The sequence below is a fragment of the Hyphomicrobium sp. genome (genome assembly GCF_047600905.1).
In the GTDB taxonomy this organism is placed as follows: Bacteria; Pseudomonadota; Alphaproteobacteria; order Rhizobiales; family Hyphomicrobiaceae; genus Hyphomicrobium_B.
In genome coordinates, this window is the sequence record NZ_JASGKD010000001.1 from 2,766,400 (window position 1) to 2,786,724 (window position 20,325).

27 protein-coding genes and 1 tRNA gene are annotated in these 20,325 nt (G+C 56.8%); 21 read left to right on the top strand and 7 right to left on the bottom strand.

All coding sequences use genetic code 11. From position 1 onward, the window contains the following. The first annotated feature begins 135 nt into the window (after positions 1-135). The 5 genes from QM780_RS13220 (at position 136) to QM780_RS13240 (ending at position 2,886) form a co-directional block, all read left to right on the top strand. A complete protein-coding gene (locus tag QM780_RS13220; protein ID WP_415070918.1) occupies positions 136-282 on the top strand; it encodes a hypothetical protein in 147 nt (48 codons plus the stop codon). Positions 283-366: 84 nt separating this feature from the next. Next, the gene (locus QM780_RS13225; RefSeq protein WP_415070919.1) at positions 367-507 is read left to right on the top strand and encodes a hypothetical protein; all 141 of its coding nucleotides are present in this window, start codon (positions 367-369) and stop codon (positions 505-507) included. Between the two features lie 585 nt (positions 508-1,092). Next, a complete protein-coding gene (locus QM780_RS13230) occupies positions 1,093-1,704 on the top strand; it encodes an SH3 domain-containing protein (RefSeq protein WP_415070920.1) in 612 nt (203 codons plus the stop codon). A 159-nt stretch (positions 1,705-1,863) separates the two neighbouring features. Further along, positions 1,864-2,472 carry a hypothetical protein gene (locus QM780_RS13235; RefSeq protein ID WP_415070921.1) on the top strand — a complete coding sequence of 203 codons (609 nt, stop codon included), beginning with the start codon at positions 1,864-1,866 and terminating at the stop codon, positions 2,470-2,472. Positions 2,473-2,628: 156 nt separating this feature from the next. Beyond that, on the top strand, positions 2,629-2,886 hold the full coding sequence (locus tag QM780_RS13240; protein WP_415070922.1) for a hypothetical protein: 258 nt from the start codon (positions 2,629-2,631) through the stop codon (positions 2,884-2,886). A 141-nt stretch (positions 2,887-3,027) separates the two neighbouring features. Here QM780_RS13240 and QM780_RS13245 read toward each other — a convergent pair whose 3' ends face one another. After that, a complete protein-coding gene (locus tag QM780_RS13245; RefSeq protein WP_415070923.1) occupies positions 3,028-3,282 on the bottom strand; it encodes a hypothetical protein in 255 nt (84 codons plus the stop codon). 362 nt (positions 3,283-3,644) lie between these two features. Between QM780_RS13245 and QM780_RS13250 the strand changes: the two genes are divergently transcribed. The 4 genes from QM780_RS13250 to QM780_RS13265 all read left to right on the top strand — a co-directional run bounded on the left by QM780_RS13250 (position 3,645) and on the right by QM780_RS13265 (position 4,705). Continuing rightward, positions 3,645-3,791 carry a hypothetical protein gene (locus tag QM780_RS13250; RefSeq protein WP_415070924.1) on the top strand — a complete coding sequence of 49 codons (147 nt, stop codon included), beginning with the start codon at positions 3,645-3,647 and terminating at the stop codon, positions 3,789-3,791. Then, positions 3,781-4,005, top strand: coding sequence for a hypothetical protein (locus QM780_RS13255; protein WP_415070925.1), 225 nt, complete (start codon positions 3,781-3,783; stop codon positions 4,003-4,005). The genes QM780_RS13250 and QM780_RS13255 overlap by 11 nt, the downstream gene beginning before the upstream one ends. Positions 4,006-4,023: 18 nt before the next feature. Continuing rightward, a complete protein-coding gene (locus QM780_RS13260) occupies positions 4,024-4,212 on the top strand; it encodes a hypothetical protein (protein WP_415070926.1) in 189 nt (62 codons plus the stop codon). A 175-nt stretch (positions 4,213-4,387) separates the two neighbouring features. Beyond that, on the top strand, positions 4,388-4,705 hold the full coding sequence (locus QM780_RS13265) for a hypothetical protein (protein ID WP_415070927.1): 318 nt from the start codon (positions 4,388-4,390) through the stop codon (positions 4,703-4,705). 876 nt (positions 4,706-5,581) lie between these two features. On the opposite strand, the gene QM780_RS13270 is transcribed toward QM780_RS13265, so the two are convergent. Next, a complete protein-coding gene (locus QM780_RS13270) occupies positions 5,582-7,210 on the bottom strand; it encodes an inorganic phosphate transporter (protein ID WP_415070928.1) in 1,629 nt (542 codons plus the stop codon). Positions 7,211-7,294: 84 nt separating this feature from the next. Further along, complete coding sequence (locus QM780_RS13275; RefSeq protein WP_415070929.1) at positions 7,295-7,540, bottom strand: hypothetical protein; 246 nt, start codon at positions 7,538-7,540, stop codon at positions 7,295-7,297. Positions 7,541-8,059: 519 nt separating this feature from the next. On the opposite strand from QM780_RS13275, the gene QM780_RS13280 reads away from it, so the two are divergent. The 7 genes from QM780_RS13280 to QM780_RS13310 all read left to right on the top strand — a co-directional run bounded on the left by QM780_RS13280 (position 8,060) and on the right by QM780_RS13310 (position 12,833). After that, positions 8,060-8,344 (top strand): hypothetical protein, encoded by a 285-nt coding sequence (locus tag QM780_RS13280; RefSeq protein ID WP_415070930.1) that lies wholly within the window; start codon positions 8,060-8,062, stop codon positions 8,342-8,344. Between the two features lie 22 nt (positions 8,345-8,366). Further along, positions 8,367-8,753, top strand: a complete 387-nt coding sequence (locus QM780_RS13285; RefSeq protein WP_415070931.1) for a hypothetical protein — start codon at positions 8,367-8,369, stop codon at positions 8,751-8,753. 10 nt (positions 8,754-8,763) lie between these two features. Then, a complete protein-coding gene (locus QM780_RS13290; protein WP_415070932.1) occupies positions 8,764-8,949 on the top strand; it encodes a hypothetical protein in 186 nt (61 codons plus the stop codon). Continuing rightward, positions 8,946-10,331, top strand: a complete 1,386-nt coding sequence (locus tag QM780_RS13295) for an APC family permease (protein ID WP_415070933.1) — start codon at positions 8,946-8,948, stop codon at positions 10,329-10,331. Before QM780_RS13290 ends, QM780_RS13295 begins: the two co-directional genes overlap by 4 nt. A gap of 65 nt (positions 10,332-10,396) precedes the next feature. Continuing rightward, a complete protein-coding gene (locus QM780_RS13300) occupies positions 10,397-10,864 on the top strand; it encodes a hypothetical protein (protein ID WP_415070934.1) in 468 nt (155 codons plus the stop codon). Positions 10,865-11,065: 201 nt separating this feature from the next. After that, entirely contained in the window at positions 11,066-11,359 is a 294-nt protein-coding gene (locus tag QM780_RS13305) for a hypothetical protein (protein WP_415070935.1), read from the top strand. Between the two features lie 301 nt (positions 11,360-11,660). After that, positions 11,661-12,833 (top strand): energy transducer TonB family protein, encoded by a 1,173-nt coding sequence (locus tag QM780_RS13310; RefSeq protein ID WP_415070936.1) that lies wholly within the window; start codon positions 11,661-11,663, stop codon positions 12,831-12,833. A 177-nt stretch (positions 12,834-13,010) separates the two neighbouring features. Here the strand turns inward: QM780_RS13310 and QM780_RS13315 are convergent, their stop codons facing one another. After that, positions 13,011-13,550: a hypothetical protein gene (locus tag QM780_RS13315; protein WP_415070937.1), complete on the bottom strand. Its 540-nt coding sequence runs from the start codon at positions 13,548-13,550 to the stop codon at positions 13,011-13,013. A 240-nt stretch (positions 13,551-13,790) separates the two neighbouring features. Here QM780_RS13315 and QM780_RS13320 point away from each other — a divergent pair, with 240 nt between their 5' ends. The 3 genes from QM780_RS13320 (at position 13,791) to QM780_RS13330 (ending at position 15,536) form a co-directional block, all read left to right on the top strand. After that, positions 13,791-14,195, top strand: coding sequence for a hypothetical protein (locus tag QM780_RS13320; RefSeq protein WP_415070938.1), 405 nt, complete (start codon positions 13,791-13,793; stop codon positions 14,193-14,195). Between the two features lie 30 nt (positions 14,196-14,225). After that, positions 14,226-14,753, top strand: a complete 528-nt coding sequence (locus tag QM780_RS13325; protein WP_415070939.1) for a hypothetical protein — start codon at positions 14,226-14,228, stop codon at positions 14,751-14,753. A 501-nt stretch (positions 14,754-15,254) separates the two neighbouring features. Further along, positions 15,255-15,536, top strand: coding sequence for a helix-turn-helix domain-containing protein (locus QM780_RS13330; protein WP_415070940.1), 282 nt, complete (start codon positions 15,255-15,257; stop codon positions 15,534-15,536). 650 nt (positions 15,537-16,186) lie between these two features. Here the strand turns inward: QM780_RS13330 and QM780_RS13335 are convergent. The 3 genes from QM780_RS13335 to QM780_RS13345 form a co-directional block, all read right to left on the bottom strand. After that, a complete protein-coding gene (locus QM780_RS13335; protein ID WP_415070941.1) occupies positions 16,187-16,840 on the bottom strand; it encodes a hypothetical protein in 654 nt (217 codons plus the stop codon). A gap of 384 nt (positions 16,841-17,224) precedes the next feature. Further along, positions 17,225-17,301 (bottom strand) — tRNA-Met (locus tag QM780_RS13340). 227 nt (positions 17,302-17,528) lie between these two features. Then, positions 17,529-17,927, bottom strand: a complete 399-nt coding sequence (locus QM780_RS13345; protein ID WP_415070942.1) for a hypothetical protein — start codon at positions 17,925-17,927, stop codon at positions 17,529-17,531. A gap of 462 nt (positions 17,928-18,389) precedes the next feature. Here QM780_RS13345 and QM780_RS13350 point away from each other — a divergent pair, with 462 nt between their 5' ends. Then, entirely contained in the window at positions 18,390-19,220 is an 831-nt protein-coding gene (locus QM780_RS13350) for an oxidoreductase (protein WP_415070943.1), read from the top strand. Between the two features lie 49 nt (positions 19,221-19,269). Then, on the top strand, positions 19,270-20,325 hold the full coding sequence (locus QM780_RS13355; protein WP_415070944.1) for an NAD(P)-dependent alcohol dehydrogenase: 1,056 nt from the start codon (positions 19,270-19,272) through the stop codon (positions 20,323-20,325).

Genomic DNA, 20,325 nt, shown 5'->3' on the forward strand with positions numbered 1-20,325 from the left:
AAACGTGCGGCGCGTTGTCAGCGGCGTCCGCTGCTCATCAGCCGATGGGACGACGTCGAGCCGATGCGCAGCGATGATTGCATCGTGAGTGGGCGAATTGAACTCGACTGGAATGACGTCGAAGAGGGAGATCGCATGAACGTCGAATCTCGGGCGGAAACCGGCACCGACGACATTGTCTCGACCGGACTGGAACTTTTTACCGCCGCGGATCCGATCAGCGGGCCGATAGACGACGGACTTGAAGAACCCAGACGCGATGATCTCGCGCCGAGGCTTTGAAGGGTGGAAAGGAATGCCTGCGTTGCCGCGGGTTGTTGGACTGCCGCCGGATATACGCTCGAAGATGTTGGAGACCCGATCGCAGTGCCAAGGCTCGTTGGTGCTGCCGTCGATGTCGTGCCCTGCACGGCGTTGAGCGAGACGCCTGCGGCGGTCGGCGCTAATTGCGGCGCGTCCGGATTCAAAAGCGTTGCAGCGGTGCTCGACGGATCGATTTCGAGCTGAAGATTGCTCGGCGCAGATGGGTCGACACGGTTGGTTTCGACGGGCGTCTGCACAAAGGTCGACGGCACCTCTGAACTCGACTGTACCGCAGCTGAGCTGCCAGATTGCTGCTGATTTTGGCCGTTAACTGGATTAGTCGGCGCGGGCGTCAAAGGGCTGCCGTTCGAGTCGGGTGGCGTAAGAGGACTTGCGGTGTCGGGCTGAGACGGTGACGTCGGCGAGGGAGGATTTGTGGTCGCGTCTTGGGCGGACGACGCCGTCGTCATTGCGATCACTGCCGCATATGCGAGCAAGACTGAGAACTTTTTCATTGGCTCAGACGCCCTACCCAACTTCCTAACTTAGCTAGAAACGCCGGTGCGATGTTCCAAGTTTCCCGAGACGCTCACTTCGCCGCAGCAGGCAATCAGAAGAAGGTAGCGACGGCCTGGGCACCAGGACGGACTAGGCGGGCCGGGGTAGACCGTTATCGATCATGCCTACGACGAAATGACTTGAGCTTTGCGATCGCCAAGATCGGTTTGGCCTTGAGGTCGCCATGGTTTCGTATTCGAGAGAGCGAACATATCGAAATCAGGAGTTCCCATGAGAATAAGGAGATCAGCGGCCATCTTCGCCGCGTTCCTCGCGCTCGGCAGCGCGGCACAAGCGTCGCCCGGATTCACGAGCGCAAACGTCAATATGAGAACGGGCCCAGACACCGAATTTCCAAGTGTCGGCGTGATTCCTGAGGGCGATCCCGTCGACGTGCGGGGATGTCTTCGCGATGAATCCTGGTGCGACGTCCTCTGGGGCGGCAACCGTGGCTGGGTCTACAGCGAGTATCTTGGGTTTGATTATCGCGGTCAGACCACCCTGCTGCCCGACGTCGGCATCGCAGCTTTCGGCATTCCAGTCGTCGCGTTCGTGGCAAGCGACTATTGGAACCGATATTACGTCGGCCGTCCGTGGTACGCCGATCGGCAGAGATGGTTTGGTTTCAAAGTCTATGCGCGCCCTGGCTGGCGGCCGCCGCCGCCGGGACCACGCGCTCCTGGCTGGTGGCGCTCCGGCTATCGCGCCCCTTCAGGCATGAAACCGCCGCCGGGTCCGGGCTGGCATCGGCCAGATCGGCCGCGAAATGCCGGGCCAGGGCGTGATGATCGCCGTCATGACGATCGACGCCCGAATGACCGGCGCCCGGACGATCGGCGCTGATCTTCATTAAACCATTAGAAAAGACGTGCCCGGAAGCAGATCGCTTCCGGGCACTTTTTTACTGCTCCGCATGCGTCGCATAGCATCATGCTGAGAATCCCGGCCTTTCTCTCGCCGCGCTTGCGATGGTTCATAGCGTTGGGGAGCGAAGGTGAAACGATGGGGCCTACCGCAATCAGGCTAGTGATGGCGTGTGCGTTTTTGGGCTGGCAAGCGGCCGCCGCGTCGGCCGATGATGCTACGGCCAGTGTTCGCAAATCCGAGTCCGCACTGCCTGCGTTCGTCGCGCCGTCACGACGCGGAAGCTTTGCGACCGCAGTGAACGACAACAGCGCGTCGGCGGCTGCGGCACGAAATGCCGCTGAAGCCTTGAGCGCGAAATTTTCGGATATTGCAACAAGCTCGATTTCGAAAGAGGAGTCGCAGACGCCGACACCTGCAGCGGCTCCGGCTCCCGCTCCGGCGCAGCCCGCAGAAGTCGATCCGCCTCACGTCGTTACGCAAGACACTGAAATGCGCTCTATCGTGCTGTCGTCGCGGCGAAGCAATGAAGAAAAAGCCGTGAAAGACAAGACGGCGACACGGCGTCATTCGACTACAAGGAGCGCACGACCGCGCATTCCGCGCAAGACGGCGAGCGAAGCGTCGGGAGCGGCGCCACAGGCCGAGTTGGGGCTCAGCTCAAGCCTCGTCAAAATCGGACAGAAAGTCGGCTTCCTCGATCTTCTGACCAACCCGGCACTCTGGCAGGGGTCGGCATCGAAATAGGTCTGCCGAGTCCGCCGCGTAACACTTGCCTCAACAACCCGCGCCTCAAAGTGTTAATGAGGGATGAAAGCGTGCGAACCCTAAAGACGCGCCTCCCCGACGCATGCCAGCATGGCGTCGGTCTGAACCTCTGTTGCTGATGCGGAAGGTGAGCAGATGGGAAATCTGGTTCTTCTAAGTGGTGAACGCGCGAAGAAAGAGTTGGAAGAAAAGCAGCGGCTCATTGTCGGGCTTAAAGAGCTTCTAGCTCGTGCCGAATGCGGAGAGCTGAAGGCGATCTGCTATGCGAGTGTCGATACGGACGGTCAGAACGTAACGCTCGGCATCCTGCAGGACGACAAGACCGGTCTTCATGAACTGATTGGATTATCGCAGATGCTGAGCGACGCCATTCTGCAAAGCGCGCGCGATTGAAGAAACCGCGTGATCTAACCGGCGCGAAAACGGCGCACGATACTTTCGCACCCGAATGCAGGCGCGAGGGTCAAAGCCGGGTTATTTTTCAGGAATGAAATAGCAGGTGCGAGGGCGACGGCCACGCACCTGCTATGCGTATCAGCCGACCGGCTTCTTGGTGACTTTCTTCGAGGCAACGTGCTTCTTCGTATGTTTCGAAGCAACGTGCTTTTTCGTGGTTTTGGAAGCGAGATGCTTCTTCGTGACGTGCTTGGAAGCCAAATGCTTGTGGGCGACGTGCTTTGTAGCGTGATGATGATGGTGGTGAACGGGCTTGGCTTCCGTTGCATTGGCCATGCCTGCGCCGAGCATCATGGCGACAGCAGCGACTGCCGCGGTCAGTGTCTTGTTCATTATTGGGCTCCATAAGTGACAAGTCAGGCAACGCTTCGGCGTTGCTGTTGTGCTGCTCTGGTACGCCTTCGTTCCTGTCATCAAGATGAACAAAACGATGGAATCGCAATACGTTTTCGTAAGGAGCAGATTCGTCTGGGCCGCTGTTCCTATTCGCATCCGATTCGGTTGTAGCTGGCGCTCGGAGAAAAATCTGATCGCCACGGGCTTGACCGCACCGACCCAAATCAGATTGCTTCACTTATGCCGACAGCAGCGTGTGTGCTGAGTAGTTGTTGCCCCTGGATCTACAGGGTCAACCTCTACCCCGGAGGTGTCATCGGCGGCCGACAGAACCGCGCCGTCCCCAAATGGTTCTGTCCATGAGCGATAAGCTCACCGAAGAGAGCGGTAAGAAATTGCCGCTCTCTTCTGCTTTTAGCGGCCAGATGATGCCGCCGGAACCTATTCGCGATGCGCGCCGTTATTTCCTTCAAAGCTCGCTTGGAGGACAGGCGCATGACGGTTGATCACGATCGCGATTTTATCGACAGCGCCGTCGTAGCCGACGCCCATCGTGCTGCGCGCCGCGTTTCACTCCTCGGCACGCTGATCGTTCTAGTGCTCGGCATCGGCTTGATCGGATTGTTGATGTATGGGCGAATTCTGAATGACAACGGCGTGATCGAACTCACGGCACCGCCAACAGTCATTATCCCCCAGGCGGCGCCCAAGTCACCTTGATTAAGAGGAGCCATTGTCATGGCGTTGTGGCACGACAGCAAAAGCATCGACGATATCGTGAGAGCGAGCGACCGGACGCTCAACTTTCTTGTCGTCGTTCTGCTCGCGGCGTTCGCGCTTGGATCTGCCGCCTATTACTACGGCCAGATGAATCCGCGGGCTGCTGCGACCTCAACATCGCAAGAAATGACACCAGCACGACCGTAACGGGATTTCCGCGCTGCCAGATTTGCCGGCAAACTTGTGCCGTTTTGAATCTCTTATTCGGTCATTCGAAACCGTGCGCCGAAATTGAAATGATGGGCGGCTCGACCATAGTCCGTTTGCAAGGTTTCTCGCCGACACTCCCGACAGAGACACACGCTTCAAACGGAGAGACGGCGTGAAGAAACTTGTAATTGCCGCCGGCGCGGCGTGCGTACTGGTCGCCAACACTGCTGCTGCGGGGCCGTTTGCGACGGGCGAACTCAATCACCATCCGTTGGCCGCAAAGACTCATTGGATACGCAAAGGCTGGGTGGGATATCCTGGGCCGCCCTACGGCATTCAATACTCGCGCGCCTATAGCTACGCTTTCAGTTCCGGATATTACCAATCGGGATATGCGGGATGTGTCGGGGTTCAACACATGTGCGCCAGCCGATGGGGCTGGAGCGGGAGCGGGTTTCGTCGTTGTCTTTCGAACCATCGCTGGTGCTGATACGGCGGATTGAAAAAAGCGCCCTCCCAAACGAGCAGCGCCCAACAAATTCTCAAAGGCCTTGCACCTCGTCGGCGCAGGGCCTTTCTCAATTGCACCGCACAGTCAAGACTGAAAATTTGAAATAAATCGTGTGTTGCGATCGCGGCACCCTTATGGTCGGATTGGGGCAGAGGAAGTGAGTGGACCGCGGGGGTTCTCTCGACATTTATCGAACGCGAATGAGTTCGCCTTGTGCATGTTCGGCTGAATAAGCCCGTGTTCAGGACGCATCTTCGCTCGACAGAAGTGGAATTGAGCTATGAGTATTTCCCGCCATTCCGACGATCAAGCGCATGTCCGGGAAGAAGGACTCCTTACCCTAAGTATCCTGGGGTTGGTCCTCGCCACCGTCTTGATGGGATGGTTCGTGTTCGATCACGAACGACCAAATATGCCACGGGCTATCGTGATGCAGGACGCGGGTACACCGCGCTGAGCGAACAGGGCGACGTCAAGGATGGTCGCCATCATATTGGGCGACATTGGTAATCATCACATATCGCCCGACGACGAAGCCGATCGCGACGAGAATGCAAGCGGCGGCGAAGATTTTGACGTGGCGATGCATGATGCTCTCTTGGATGAATGATTGCCGCCGGTTGCGGCTGGAAGACTACTGACGCTCAGGCGACACGTGCGCGCGGACACTGCGACTCGCGCCTGCCAGCATGCAAGAAACTGCCGATCGGCTTTCCGCACAAGTCTTTCTTGTCAATTTGGTTGCGAAGACGCGGAGCGTCGCGCATTGACGCAATGCGCTTGCAACAAAAAATGGGCGCCGGCATCCCGGGCGCCCATCGGCTTATTGTTGCGAGAGTGGCGCGCAAGGCCGCTCTAGAAAAGCTTGATGAAGGTCCAGTACAGCATGCCGGCAAGCAGGATCGACGCCGGCAGCGTCAATACCCACGCCAGGGCTAGGTTTCGGACGGTCGACCATTGCAACCCGGATCCGTTGGCCGCCATCGTTCCCGCTACGCCAGATGATAGGACGTGGGTCGTTGAAACCGGCAAGCCGTACATATCGGCAGCTCCGATCGTTGCCATGGCGACGACTTCTGCTGAAGCGCCCTGGGCGTAGGTCAGATGCGACTTGCCGATCTTTTCGCCGACAGTCACGACAATTCGTTTCCATCCGATCATCGTGCCGAGGCCGAGCGCGATGGCGACCGCAATTTTCACCCACAACGGAATGAAGCGCGTTGCCTTATCAAGCGAGCCCTTGAAGGCTGTGATTTTGGCAACCTCGTCCGGCTTCAGATTATTGGCTTTGTCCTTCAAAAGAAATCGAAGGGCCTCCGAGGCTAAATACATATCGTTGCGGACGTTGGAGACAACGGCAGCAGGAACTTTGTCGAGCGTGCCGTAGCTGTCGACTTGGTTTGATATATCGCGAACGAGGACAGCGAGGCTCGGATAGGTGCCTTCATTGATCGCTCGCGCGGAAATGTAAGCAGTGACCGCAGGGCGCGGGTTACCGAGGACGTTATAGCCGGCAGCCTGCTTTTCGATGATTTCGGCGGCAGCGGCGGCGTTCGCCTTGAACTCGACAATCTGCGAGGGAGCCGGGACGCGGTTCAGGGCATATGCGGTCGGCACGATACCGATCAGGATCAGCATGATGAGGCCCATGCCTTTCTGACCGTCATTGGAACCGTGCGCGAACGACACGCCGGTGCAGGTGAGAATGAGAAGTCCCCGAATCCACCACGGCGGTGGCTGGTTGCCAGCAGGTTCCTTATAGAGAGCGGGATTGCGCAAGACGAATTTCAGGATGAGCAGCAGCGCCGCCGCGGCGACAAACCCGATCACGGGCGAAAGAAGCAGTGAATAGCCGATTTCCGTCGCTTTCCCCCAATCGACGCCGGAGGTGCCGTCACGGCCGCGTAGCAAGGCGTTGGCGACGCCGACACCGATGATCGAGCCGATGAGCGTGTGCGACGAGGAAGACGGCAGGCCCAGCCACCACGTTCCAAGATTCCAGATAATAGCGGCGATCAACAGGGCGAAGACCATCGCAAAGCCAGCGCTCGATCCGACCTGGAGAATAAGCTCGACCGGCAGAAGCGAAATAATTCCAAAGGCGACCGCGCCGGTCGAAAGCAAAACGCCGAGAAAGTTGAAGAAGCCCGACCACAGGACCGCGACATTGGCCGGCATCGAATGCGTATAGATGACAGTCGCAACAGCGTTGGCGGTATCGTGGAAGCCGTTTACGAACTCAAAGCCGAGTGCGATGAGCAGCGCGACGCCGAGCAAGAGGAAGGGCAGCCACGTCGTTATCTGCACGCCCGCGTTGCTGACGTCTTGATAAAGGCTCCATGCCGTGAAGAAAATGCCGCCTGCAAGAAGACCCAGAAATACCAGCACGGTGATGATGCCGCTATCATGATCGAGCTTTGGCTTGCCCCCGTGCGGATGCGGGATTCCGCCCGGCAAAGAAGCAACCGACGTCGTGTCCGACATTTTTCTCTCCGTACGATCAGTCCAATTTTAATTTGAAAGCGCGTTGGCGGGCGGCACGTGCAGCAAGCGGTCTAACGAACGAGATCAGAAGCCGTAAAACTTCTGACGAATGGCGTCCTCGTAGCGCTTCTTCGCGTTTTTGACCTTGATGCGCATTTCGTCCTCGGCGAAATGGGCCTGCTCCCATTTATCGACCTCAGCGATGTCGTGAGGTACCGCGGCGAGCGCCTCTTCGCTTTTGATGGCAGCAATCCAGTCTTCGACGGCGCGGCGATATTCGCCCTGAAACTGGTCGAGCTGCTCAATCTGGTCTGACGTGACGTCATCCATGGGGTCATCCTCGGGGCGCGCGGTTTGACGGGTGTGGTATTGCACGCGCACGACAGCCCGATGACGGATGAGGCTTCAGAAGTTTTGCGAGGCGGAGCCCGAGCGCGTTGCTTCCAGAACCGCGTCTGAAACCAAATTGCGCTCGTTACCCCTTGGGTCGCCGAGGTGTACACGCTTGGCTCTGACGCGATTTCCGCTTGGGCTCCAGTCCGAGCTTAATTGTTCATCACGCCCAAATTCTGCACATTGAGTTGCGCCGCACACGCGGAAATCGCCCATTTTTCGCGGAGATAATCTGCTGCTCTGCCGAAGGGATTTGGCAATGCAGCGACGAATCTATGTTTCTTATCACGAAAAATAATTGACTGCTGCCGGAGTCCCTGCGTCAATCTTGCCGCAGGGAGCAACGTGCCAATCGCCGGATCCCGGGATCGTGGTTTTGCATCGCGCGCACTCTTGGATGCGCGTCGTCGCGAGCCCGTTCCAACGCTTCCTCATCCGGCGATGAAGGGAGGAAAAATGCAAAAACTAGTCTCGGATCCACGTATCGGCAGCAAGTTTGCCGGTGATCGCATGTGGTCGCTGACGGCGATCATCGTTCTTTGGCTTCTCTACGCATTCGTCTTTTTTGAAGTGAAGGATTACGCCGGCTCGTCGGAGGTCCTTTGGGCTCTGATCGCATCCGGCGGTCTCGTCATTCTGTTCAACACGGCAGCCATTTTGGCGATGCTGTTCCATCTGAGCGAGGAGCGAGACGAAATCTACGGTCTCGACCTGCACTATCTCGATCTCAAGAAACAATAAGCACGAAACGATAGGTGGACTCGTGGCCAACTCTCATTACGAACCGCCGAAGCAATCGGCTTTCGGCCAATTCTTCGACAGTCTCTTTCTTCTTTTCCTCGTCGTCGCGGCACTCTTCACACCGCTTTATCTGAAGCTCGCGGGAGGCGGCAAAATCGATCTCCCCGTGGCGGACAAATCAACGTGGGCGGGGCTCGGTCAGAGTGCCGTTCAGCAAGCACAGTGGGAAAAGCTCGGCTTCACGCCGGATACCGCGTCGTCGATCATCGTCTCGCGGTTCGACTATAGTTTCAGCGTGGCCGAGCTTGCCGTAACAGCGATCGCGATCGTTGGATACTTCGTCTTGCTGTTCATCTTTTCACGAAGCGAATACCGCGAAGTGATCGACGAACGCTTCGGTAAAAAGTGAGGGCAATCAGATGAACAGCTTCCAGCTTTTGGAATATGCAGCCTGGGCGCTCTCGGCGATCCTTGGCCTTTATATGCTTTTCGACATGATCAAGACCGACAGATCATACGACGAAGAACTTCTTACTTCATCGCGAGAGGGTGAAATCGACGACACGCTCGTCATTGATCCGCCGCACCAGGGGGGACATCGATGACACAAACGACAGCGGTTCATGGCGAGAAGATTTCGCTGCTTCGCGTTCTCGGCCCGGCGCATGTTTGGGCGCTCGGCGTCGGCATCGTGCTCGTCGGCGAATACATGGGATGGAACTTCGCGGTCGGCAAAGGCGGAATGATTGCCGCGCTCATCGCATGCTGGGTGGCCGGCCTGCTTTACACATGCGTGGCGATGATCGATTCCGAAGTAACCTCGACGGTTGCCGCCGCGGGTGGACAATACGCGCAAGCAAAGCACATCGTCGGCCCGTTGATGGCCTTCAATGTCGGGCTCTACCTTGTGTTTGCCTATACGATGCTTGAGGCGGCCAACGCCATTACGCTTGGCTATCTCGTGCAGACGGTCGGCACGATGGCCGGGTTCGCGGATGTCCACGACAAGCCGTTTATCGTGCTGACGATCATGTTCCTCGCGTGGCTCAACTACCGCGGCGTGTACGCGACGCTGACCGTCAACCTCATCCTGACAGCGATCGCATTCGTCGCCATCATCATTCTGTTTGCGGCGGTAAAACCGTGGTCGAACGAGCTGCTCGATCACAAGGACATGCTGAACGGCCTGCCCTACGGTTGGCTTGGCGTCATTGCGTCCCTGCACTTCGGTCTGTGGTACTATCTCGGCATCGAAGGGACATGCCAGGCGGCCGAAGAAGTACGGTCTCCCCCACGCTCCTTGCCGCTCGGCACGATGACCGGCATCATTACGCTGCTCATCGCTGCAACGATGACATGGTACGTGTGCGCCGGCTTGATGCCTTGGGAATATCTCGGCCAGGCCGTCACACCGCTGTTCGATGCAGCTCGACTGACCAACTCGATGCCGCTGATGGTGCTTTTGTTCGTCGGTACGGTGTTTTCAACACTCGCGTCGGCCAACGGCTGCATCAACGATGCGTCGCGCGCCTGGTTCTCGATGGGGCGTGACCGCTATCTGCCGACGTGGTTCGGTGCCGTTCATCCTCGCAACAGGACACCTTATCGTTCGATCGTGTTCCTGGTGCCGGTTGCGCTTATCTTTGCCTACTTCGCACCGCTCGATCAGGTCATCACATTCTCGATCTTATCGGGGCTCCTCGGCTACACGTACATGTCGTTCAACGTCATTCTGTTCCGCAGGAAGTGGCCGCTTGGAACAATCAAGCGGGGCTATATCCACCCCTTCCATCCGTTGCCCGCCATCGTGTTGCTGATCCTGTGCTCGGCGACATACTTCGCGGTCTTCCTCGGATACGGAACGCAGCTCGTTGCAATGCTCGTGTTCTTCGTAATCGCGTCACTGTGGTTCCATTTCCACCGCTATCAGTATGTCCGGCGCGGCGATCAATTCACGATGCAGTGGCCGCGGCCGCAAGGCTATTAAGAAACGAAATGAGAATGGCGGATCGAAATGTCCGCCATTCCCTTCGCTATTGATGGAAAGCATTCATGACGCTGTCACTCGCCTTCGCGTTGATTGGGCTGGCCGTCACCGCCGTCGTCGCGTTCAGGGAACATGCGGCCGTGGTATCGAGGCGCCGCACACTTCTTGATAACTGCGCGCCGCTCCTCGAGAACGATAAAATAACGCACGGAGACGATGGCTTTCCGAAACTCGAAGGTCGCCACAGGAGGCGATTTATCCGGATTGAACTCATTCCGGACACGATGACCGTTCGCCGGCTTCCACAGCTTTGGCTGAAGCTAACGTGTATCGAAGCGCGACCGCATCAACCGGAATTCTCAGTACTCGCACGACCGAGCGGAGCCGAATTCTACTCCTTGACGAGCGCGCATCCGATCATGCTCGCGCCGCCACCTGGCCTCGCGGCAGAGATCATCGCCAAGGGCAACTGCGCCGCGTCGCAGCTCGCGCTCGAACTCGTCGGCGCCTCTGCTGCGAAAATTATTCAGTGATCCGCAAATGAAAGAAGTCGCCGTTACCCGCCGCGGCCTCCGCCTGGTTTGGCGTGCGGCCGAAGGGAGCCGGGGGGAACATCTGCTTCGGCAATGTCATTTCGAAGGTGCGCATATAGAGGCGTCAAGCTTTGCCGCTCTGCTCGCGACCCTCGACGAGTTGAGTGCTTCGCTCAATTGCTCGGACGAGGCACAAGCTGCATGACGACGGCCATCAAAGCACAATCGCTTAATCCCTATGTTGTCCTGGCGCTTGCGATTCTTGCTCCCGGCGCCGGTCATGTGGCGATCGGAGAACCTCAACGGGGTTTACGCTTCGCTTTTCTCACGCTCTTGCTCGCGGTCGTGACGTGGCATTTTTCGACACCTGAGCAGTCGTTCGTCGGAAGGGCGGCCGCAGGACTTTTCGTTTGGGCTTTGTCTATCCCAGACGCTTACCGGCTTGCACGCATGAAATATGAGATCAGCAAAACGAAAACGACCGAGCAACGATAACGTCGTGCGTTGGGGCGGCCCTCGTGCGCCCAAAAGCGAACCCGTCTTGTGAGGCCAGTGACCATGGGCGATGGGTAAACGCCGCTGCCGCGATGCCCGAACATGCGCATGGATGGTTGATCTTTCCGCAGAGAGCGAGTGGAATAAGGAGAGTTTAAGCGAATTTTCGGCTGCAATCTGCGGTCGTACAGAAACACACAATCGCGTATTGTCTAGGGGACTTCGGTTCGATATCGAAGGCATCCGCGCGAAGCCTTGCGAGTGGCTCTGCGATTTCTAAGATGCCGAGACGAGCGTCGCTATGCTGCTGCGTGTTCTGGCAATAATGTTCGCACTTTTGGCGCACGTTGCGTTCGCGTTTGCGCTCTGGCCGAGACCTAGAAGCGACGAATTGGAAGTTCTCGACATTGCTCGACAACAGGAGTTCACGCTGACGCCGATGGGGTCTGCTGTACGACCCGAGAATGTCGAGGATCGTGTCGAAACCGCAGCATTGGAACAGGCGGCAAATATAAAGCAGGAGCAATCGATACCGTCTCAGTCCACTGCTCTGAACCCGTCCGCAGCGCTTAGCGACGATGCCCGCAATCGGATGGCTGCGGCGCCTCAGGTTGCCACTACTGAAATCAAAGACGCGTCGGCGAAAACCATTGTGGCAACACCGCCAGTCGGCACCGCCAAAGTCATAAGTTCAGAAGCAAGTGACGCCGAGACAACGAAATCGGCCGAGCTATTTTCGGACGCGGCTCCAGAACACGAAGTGGAAGGTTATGTACCGCCGAAACTCGATACTTCTGCCGATTTACCTATTCAACTGAGAGCTGCCGACAACTTCAGTCGGCAGATCGAAAATCGCGCGCGTGCGGTACCTATTCAATCCGAACCGCCATTGCTGAGCGATCAAATAGCTTCGACGGATGCCCACGCTCCTTCAGTCCTCGACCGACGCAGTGGAACAATCGGCGCAGAAACACCAGAACATAAGGTCGAGGCGGATCAACCTGACATCGTCGCAGCAAAAGAGCGGCCGCAGACAACGACGTTAGAGCAGCCGGCGCAATCCCAAAGTGATGGCACATTGACGCTCGAACAGCTCAACGCTCTGAAGCCTCGCTTATTGCAAGTTCTCGCGCAACCGCAACAGATCGAGCTTGCCACCGACGGCGATAGACTCGTGATGCAGGCCAGTGATCTCGCTCTCATTGGAAAGTATATGGACGGAATCAACGAGCGCGTTCAACGTTCCAAGATCAATCCTCGAACTCAAAGTCAGGGGACAACTGTTTTGAAATATACGGTTGGAACCGACGGCTCTCTGCAATCGATAATCGTCCAATCGACGTCCGGATCGAACGTGCTCGACGGCGCGGCGATCAAAGCGATCCACTCTGCGGCTCCCTTTGCTCCCATACCTCCAGATGTGAGCGCGAAACCCATGACGTTCGTCCAACCATTCCGATTCGTACTTCCTTAGCGGCCGCTAGAGCGAATATATCGCTCGACCTAAGCTTTGCGGCTCAATGGCAATCGATAAAATTACCGCGCATAAATCGCTTGTTAGGATCTTACCCTCCACAGGGCCTCCTCGCATCGAACACACCCTGGCGGGCCGAACCGCTCGGGTGTGTTTTTTATTCTCGGCATGCGTTTGCTAGATAATTTCCACATCGTCCGACGATGTAAGCTCTGTTTGCTTCTGCACAGATGAAGCAACTGGCAAAGGAATTCGTTCACGCATGTAACTCGATAGGGCGCGAGAATAGGCGAAGCGTTTGCGTTCCAGAATTGCTAACGGGAAGACCCAGCCTGCGCACAGAACCAACATCGCGAGGCCGTTCTTGAGTGAAAAGAGGTCGCCTGTACTATCTCGAAAATAAAACAGCATGAAACAGCAGAGCGATGCACTCAAAGCGGCCAAGCTGTAAAACTTCTCAGGACGCACCAGCTCTCGGAAATGGCTGCGCCGCATCGCGACGCTGCCGCTATTTACATTCTGCAAAGCGGCGAATGTTTTTTGCGCGGAGGTATTTCGCGCCCCGAAGAGAGCGTGAACCAATTCGTCAATGAGCACATCCGGTTCAAAATCCGTGAGGTGGAAAGACCAATTCTTTCCGTCGTTGTCGCGGATCGTCATCCAGCCGTCTTCGATGCGAACAACTTTTCCTGATAGATGGTCGAAATGAAACCCCATGTATCGAGCCCCGTATTTCAGTCGACGCAGCCATCTCCCGGGTGCGCGCCATTGAGCTAATTTTATAAGATTGCTGACAAAAACGCCAAGCTTCTTCCGTCTGTCAACTTATCAGCTCAGCCAAGCCGGTTCCTTCACCAACCCACCAAAGAACCACGACTTACGGCTTGATGCTTTCTTGACTGGCCTTTGAAACCCACCAGACTGGCCCCCACAATAAAACGACAAGGGAGTCAGCCCATGCCTGTTCGGAAATCGGGAACAATTTCTGCAAGTCTGCTCGTATTGATCCTAGTCGCCATGGCGATCGGCGCGCTGGTAGGGCTGGTCCTTAGCGGAACGGACCTCAGTTCCAGGGCAATCGCGATCATTGCCGGTTTAGCGGCGACTGTGATTGCGAGCCTAGCGCGCTACAAAATCATTTTCCTTGGGGCCGGTGTGGGCGCCGATGATACGCGAGTCCCCGGTCTTGTCGTTACCTATTCGGCTATAGCATCGATTGCCGGAAGTTTGGCCGCTCACGACCTTTACGCCGACGTCATCGGACAAATGCCGGTGCTGCTAGGGGCGCTGGCTGGTCTTTTTTCTGCGATCATCATGGCAATGCTGATGATCACCTATCACACAAATACTCACTACAGCTGATGCCGCCAATCGCTTTCGCGAGGTATGCAGATGTCATTTTCAAACAAGGACGAAAGAAGCCTGCTCAGCTTCGACGAATATGAAATCGTCAAGACGTCTCACCATCCGGCCATCTACGATCTGGATAAAGACGCACTGCGAAATTTGGCGCAACGGCTGGAGGGGCTTCACGACAAAGAGAAGACCTTCAAGCGTCATAAAGCTCGCGAAGCGAAGGGAACCGCGGATACCCGCGGAAAGAGCTTTCCCGGTACCGCCGACCATCCTGCTCGACGAAAGCAAATTTTCGCGCATGCTCTCAAACGGGTGAAGAAGGAGCGCGCCCGCCATTATAATCTGGAGGCGAATGCTAGCCACGTCGAAGCCGCGCACCGCGCATTAGCATTGCACCGCCGGAATAAATTCACGCATCACCCGACGGCGGAGCCCGCAGCGGGTGCTGGACAGCACGATAAAGGGGGTGCGCCGAGACGTAAGCGCACGCCTGGATCAAAGGTCGGAAGTATCCTGAAAGCCAACGCCAGGGCGCAGGCCAAACGTGATCAGCGGTCAAATTAAACCGTTCGGTAGTAGCAGGAACAAATTCAAGACCACTATCGTTTGGTCCTCGCGGAAGGAAGCGTAAAGCTTTTTCCGATATAGGGGCGCGGACCAGGCCACTCTGGTCCGTGCCTCATTGGCTCCCTCTCGTAATTCGTAGGACCGCGATGAAAGTTGGCGAGTTTGCCAGGCGCGCCCGTGCGTCTCGGCTATCCAAGAAGGCGAAGTTCGAAGCTGCATTCGAGAGAGCACGTCGGGATTTGCGTTTGCTCGACGAGTCGCCGCTCTTGATGCGATCTCCCGCCCCCGGTTTAGCCAAGCCGCGGGATGCCCGTAAGCCCACCATTTCGCTGCCAAAGTCCGGCTGAATGCCTGTGTGTTTGCCCTTTGCGCGGCTCGCGCATGCCACTTTCGCGTTGCTCTGTCGATGCGGCGGCATCTCGGCCGCCTCAGCAACGCGTCGCAGTTAATTTCCCCTTTGCTCTGCAGACTTGCCTTTGCTAGATACGATGTTTCCTAATGGCTATTTCGTTGATTACAGAGCGCATGGGCACGGCCGAACTGAAGCCCTCAGAGATTTTCCGGATAAATCTTCGCCACTTGCGGAGAGATAAAAAACTCAGTCTCGAAATGTTGGCCGAGTCGTCCGGGGTGAGCCGGGCCATGCTCAATCAGATCGAGACCGGCCGGAGCAACCCGACGATCGACCTCGCGGCTCGCATCGCCGCTGGACTAGACAAAAGTCTCTCGGAGCTGCTCACTCCTCTCGAAGCGCCTGGTCAAAAATCCAGCGGAGCTTGACGGATCGTTATGTGATCCCGAAGGAAATTTTCCTAGAAAATTTTATATCAGCCGCGCCCGCGAGCGGTTTACAGTGAGGTAACTTCGGATCAACCGCTCAATGTAGGCTCGACACTGGAATGCGCATACTAATCGTTTTTTGCGTCATCGCTTGTGGAATCGCAACAGCTTCGCCATCGAGGGCGAATGTCGCGTGTGAGAAAGCCTTCAAAATTCTGAAGGAGACGGAGGCGCGCCAACGCCACCTTCAAAAATTGGACATCGATCGTCTCATAGCGAGCGGATCGCCCGAACGTCCTTGCAGCAAAGAACGCATCGAGTTTGAGAAGCGATATGCTTCGCGGGCTGCCGTGATGGCGCCGATCGCCGAAGCTTTCGTTATCGCATGCGGCCGTACCGCCGATCATATGGCAGATTTGGAACTTTATTCGAATGATGCCGTGCTCCATCCTCTTCCATCGCCCGGCCAAGAGGGCTGCAGTGTCGCGGAATATAAGAAGCCGGCTACCAGCGGTCCGTCGTCAGTAGCTCGTTGAAGACTTCGGCCAACAGACGACGCGCTATCGGAACGCTTAGAACATTGAGCGTCGGTTTTGTAGGTGCGGGCGACCGAGAAGCCAAATCGCGATTCGGTTGCGTATCCGAACGGGCTAGAGCATCGTCCCCCGAGCGCTTCGATATCCGTTTGGCGCGATCGCCTGAGCATATTTCTCCAAGTCGTCGAATGTCTTCACAGCCAGCTTCTTGCGCAGTTGCGCCCAAAGGAACCAAGCGTTCTTGGGCTGAATGCTGAAGTGCTCCGCTAGTTCTTTCAGAGAGTGTCCTGTTCCGAGAAGACGTAAGGCTTCCTGCTCCCGCGTTGATAGTGCGGAAAGAAGAGCCTGAACATCCATATTGTGGCTGATCAGTCTGAGCGCGCACGCGTGCTCCACATGCGCTTCACCCGCGGCGGCCTTCACGAGCGCCGAAAGCAATTCCTCATCCGACACTCCATACGTGAGATATGCCGATGCTCCACCACGCAGGCAGGCATTGGCCTCGAAAGGTTCGAAATCGCGCGCAAACACGGCTACTTTGGCATCCGCGTCGATCGCACGAATATCGTTGATCACTTCGGACGCACAGCGCGTACATTTCGCAGCGTCCAAAGCTACGAGATCCGGGCGAGATCGCGCATAGCCGCCTGCCAGACCATCCAGGCTCGAAGTTGCCAAGGCTATTGTCGATCCACCCAAATCCGTTAGTCGTTGCCAAGCGACGCCAGCGTCCGGGACGACCAGGACCGTCATCTGTTTGAACAGCATTCCCCCACCCCCGTTGGCAAGAACGGGAGGTCGACTTGCGATCCGTCGTCGGCTTCGGTGGGAGCTAGTGCGAATGTGATATTGCGGCAACGCGAAATTCTGGTGGCGTTCCTCAACTGGCAGACGATTAAGACGGAGATAAAGGCGGCTGCTGCCAGATCTCATGCGAGCGGTTGCGATCTAACTTGAAGATGCGGCGTAGCTTGGTGCCCTCGAACACTTGGGAGTGAAGAAAGGCGTCGGTCTCGGGGGTTGGGGACGACGCTGCCCGCTCGACAATTTCAAACTAAAATTTCTTCGCCCTGATAGCCAACTGGTACCCAGCGGCCCAGATCAGCCTCAAAAGGCCGTCTCCGAATTTCAATAAATATCTTATTTGTTGGTTGGTTGCGGGGGCTGGATTTGAACCAACGACCTTCAGGTTATGAGCCTGACGAGCTACCGGGCTGCTCCACCCCGCGTTACCAAAAGCGCAGCGATCTCTGACAGATGTGCGCTCTACCGATAAACAAGGCCGCTCGTTTCGGAGCGGCCGGAAGGCGCCGTATAGCACAAAAAAAACGCTTGGGAACCCCCGGTGGAGGATTTCTGTCGTCGACGGTGGAGAACGCCCCGCTTTTGCTGCTGCGCGCGCGATTTGCCGCTGAAAAGGGGGGCAAAATTGAGCCCTCGCAACCCTCGTGGGCCCTTAAGGTCCGCCCAGCGTCGGAAGGGTGTAGAGCGTCAGTCCTGAGTGATCGAGCGATTGAGCCACAAGATACACGGGGGTGTCTTTTATCGGATTTCTACCGGTAGCCACCTTCGCTTGTACCCGCTTGCGGGCTGGGCGCCGCTGCGCATGCGCAGAGGCCGCCTGCCTTGCAGGTTTGACTTCGCGGCGGCGATGAATTGCCTCGCCCAGATTGCTGCCAAGACCCATGTAGCCGCCCGACCAGTCAGAGCTCATCGCCAACGAGGCATCGCTTAAACTCTGGGCGAAAACAATGCCGGGCGCCGCCAGCAAGATCGCGGCGGAAAGTGCAATGGCGGCAAAAAACCGAAAAATAGCCACGGGATTCGATCCGATAATTGAGTTCTGCTTTGACAATGAGTCCGCAATGCTTCGGTTAACAAAAGCTTAATTACAATTCAAGCCGATAAAACAAAAGGGATTAAACTGCCGCGAATTGCAATATTCTCTCTTTTTCTCCGTATTTTCTTTTGAGCACAATCCTCGATTCCCGAATTTTATTTCATGCTCGCAGTGGTTTTGGCGAATAACGGCATGCTTGCGACCAGCAAACGCAATAAATAGCAGCGATATAAAATCATCGACCGGCGTCCAGGATGATCCCGTCGAGACCGTCAATGCAGGGACGGGCCAGACGCGGCACCGGGTCCACATTCCAACTCGAACTGCCTCGGCGCGGCGGAGCCACATTATGTCCCGAAATCGAATGAGCTATTCGGTTTCCGGACTATTATTCCAGTCGGCGAGGCTACCTAAAATAACGTTCGAGCTCAGCTCCGACGCAATCTCACAACATCTCCATTACATAAGGCCGCTTCGATGACGGACAGCAGCAAAATCTGGTTTATCACTGGCATTTCGCGAGGATTCGGCAAGTCGCTTGCTGAGGCGCTCTTGGCGGATGGCGAAAGCGTAATTGGAACGACGCGGGACGGCGTCCCGCCGATTGAAGACCCAACGGGAAAGCTGCATACACTGTCTCTCGATGTGACCGACAGTGCAGCGGTCAAAACCATCATCGCCGAGGCCCACGGGTTTCATGGCCGGTTAGACGTCATCGTCAATAATGCAGGATATGGTCTTCTCGGATCGATCGAGGAGGCGACGGAAGATCAGATCGCCCGCATGTTCGATGTCAACTTTCACGGCACACGGCGTGTCGTACAGGCTGTTCTTCCGTATCTAAGGAAGCAGCGCTTCGGGCATATCGTCAACATCACATCGATCGCGGGACTTGCACCGGGTGCGGGCTCCGGCTTTTACGCCGCTTCCAAATTCGCGGTCGAAGGCATGTCGCAAAGTCTGGCGCAAGAGGTTGCGCCGCTCGGAATCAAAGTTACGCTTGTCGAACCGGGTGCTTTTCGTACGGATTTTCTGTCGGAGCATTCCATTCGAACCCGGCCCGTCGGCATTGCCGATTACGTGTCAACGGCGGGCGCCGCATTGAAGGCACTCGAAAATATGGCCGGCAAACAGATTGGCGATCCCGACCGTGCCGCAGCAGCGATTATAAAGGCGGTACAAGCGCAGGAGCCGCCGCTTCATCTTGTTCTTGGCTCCGACGCATTCCGGCGCACGCTCGACAAGCAGCGACGTTTTGCGACCGAGCTTGACGCGTGGAAGGAAACCTCGCTCGCGACCGATTACTGATTCACCCACCATATCAGCATTTCAAAACGCTCACAGAATGAGGGAAGTCATGCAGACGAAAGCTTATGCCGCCGCGACAGCGAAAGCGCCGCTCGCGCCGATCACCATCGAGCGACGGGATCCTGGTCCCAAAGACATCGTCATGGATATTCTCTACTGCGGCGTCTGCCATTCGGATCTCCATACCGCGCGCGGAGAGTGGCCGGGAATTCTTTATCCCTGCGTTCCCGGCCATGAGATCGTCGGGCGCATAACGGCTGTGGGAAAAGATGTCACGAAGTTCAAGGACGGTGACGTTGCCGCCGTCGGCTGCATGGTCGATAGCTGCCGGACATGCAATCCCTGCGAGCACGATCTCGAGCAGTACTGCACCGGTCCGCATGGCTTCACCGGCACCTATAACGGCGCTGCGAAGGGCGGATTGCCGAACACGTTCGGGGGCTACTCGAAGCGGATCGTCGTCGACGAACATTTTGTGCTCCGCGTCAACCATAAGGCCGAGCAGCTAGCCGCTACTGCGCCGCTGCTTTGCGCCGGCATAACCACCTGGTCGCCGCTGAAGCACTGGAATGTGGGACCGGGAAAAAAGGTCGGCATCGTCGGAATCGGCGGATTGGGTCACATGGGCGTCAAGCTCGCCCATGCACTCGGCGCGCATGTGGTGGCCTTCACGACGTCGGCTTCGAAGAAACAAGCAGCACTCGACCTTGGCGCCGATGAAGTTGTGATTTCGAAGGACGCCGACGAGATGGCCAAACATGCCGGCAGTTTCGATTTCATCCTGGACACTGTGGCGGCATCACATAACCTCGATGCCTTCACCACTCTCCTGAAGCTCGACGGTGCGTTGACGCTTGTCGGCGTGCCGGAGCATCCGCACCCATCGCCATCTGTCTTTCCGCTTATTTTTGGACGTAAGTCGATTGCGGGTTCATTGATCGGCGGCATCGCAGAAACGCAGGAGATGCTCGATTTCTGTGCCGAGCGCGGAATCACCTCGGACATTGAGATGATTGCGATGAAGGATATCGATCACGCCTACGACCGCCTGCTCAAAAGCGACGTCAAGTATCGGTTCGTCATCGATATGGCGACGCTGGATTAA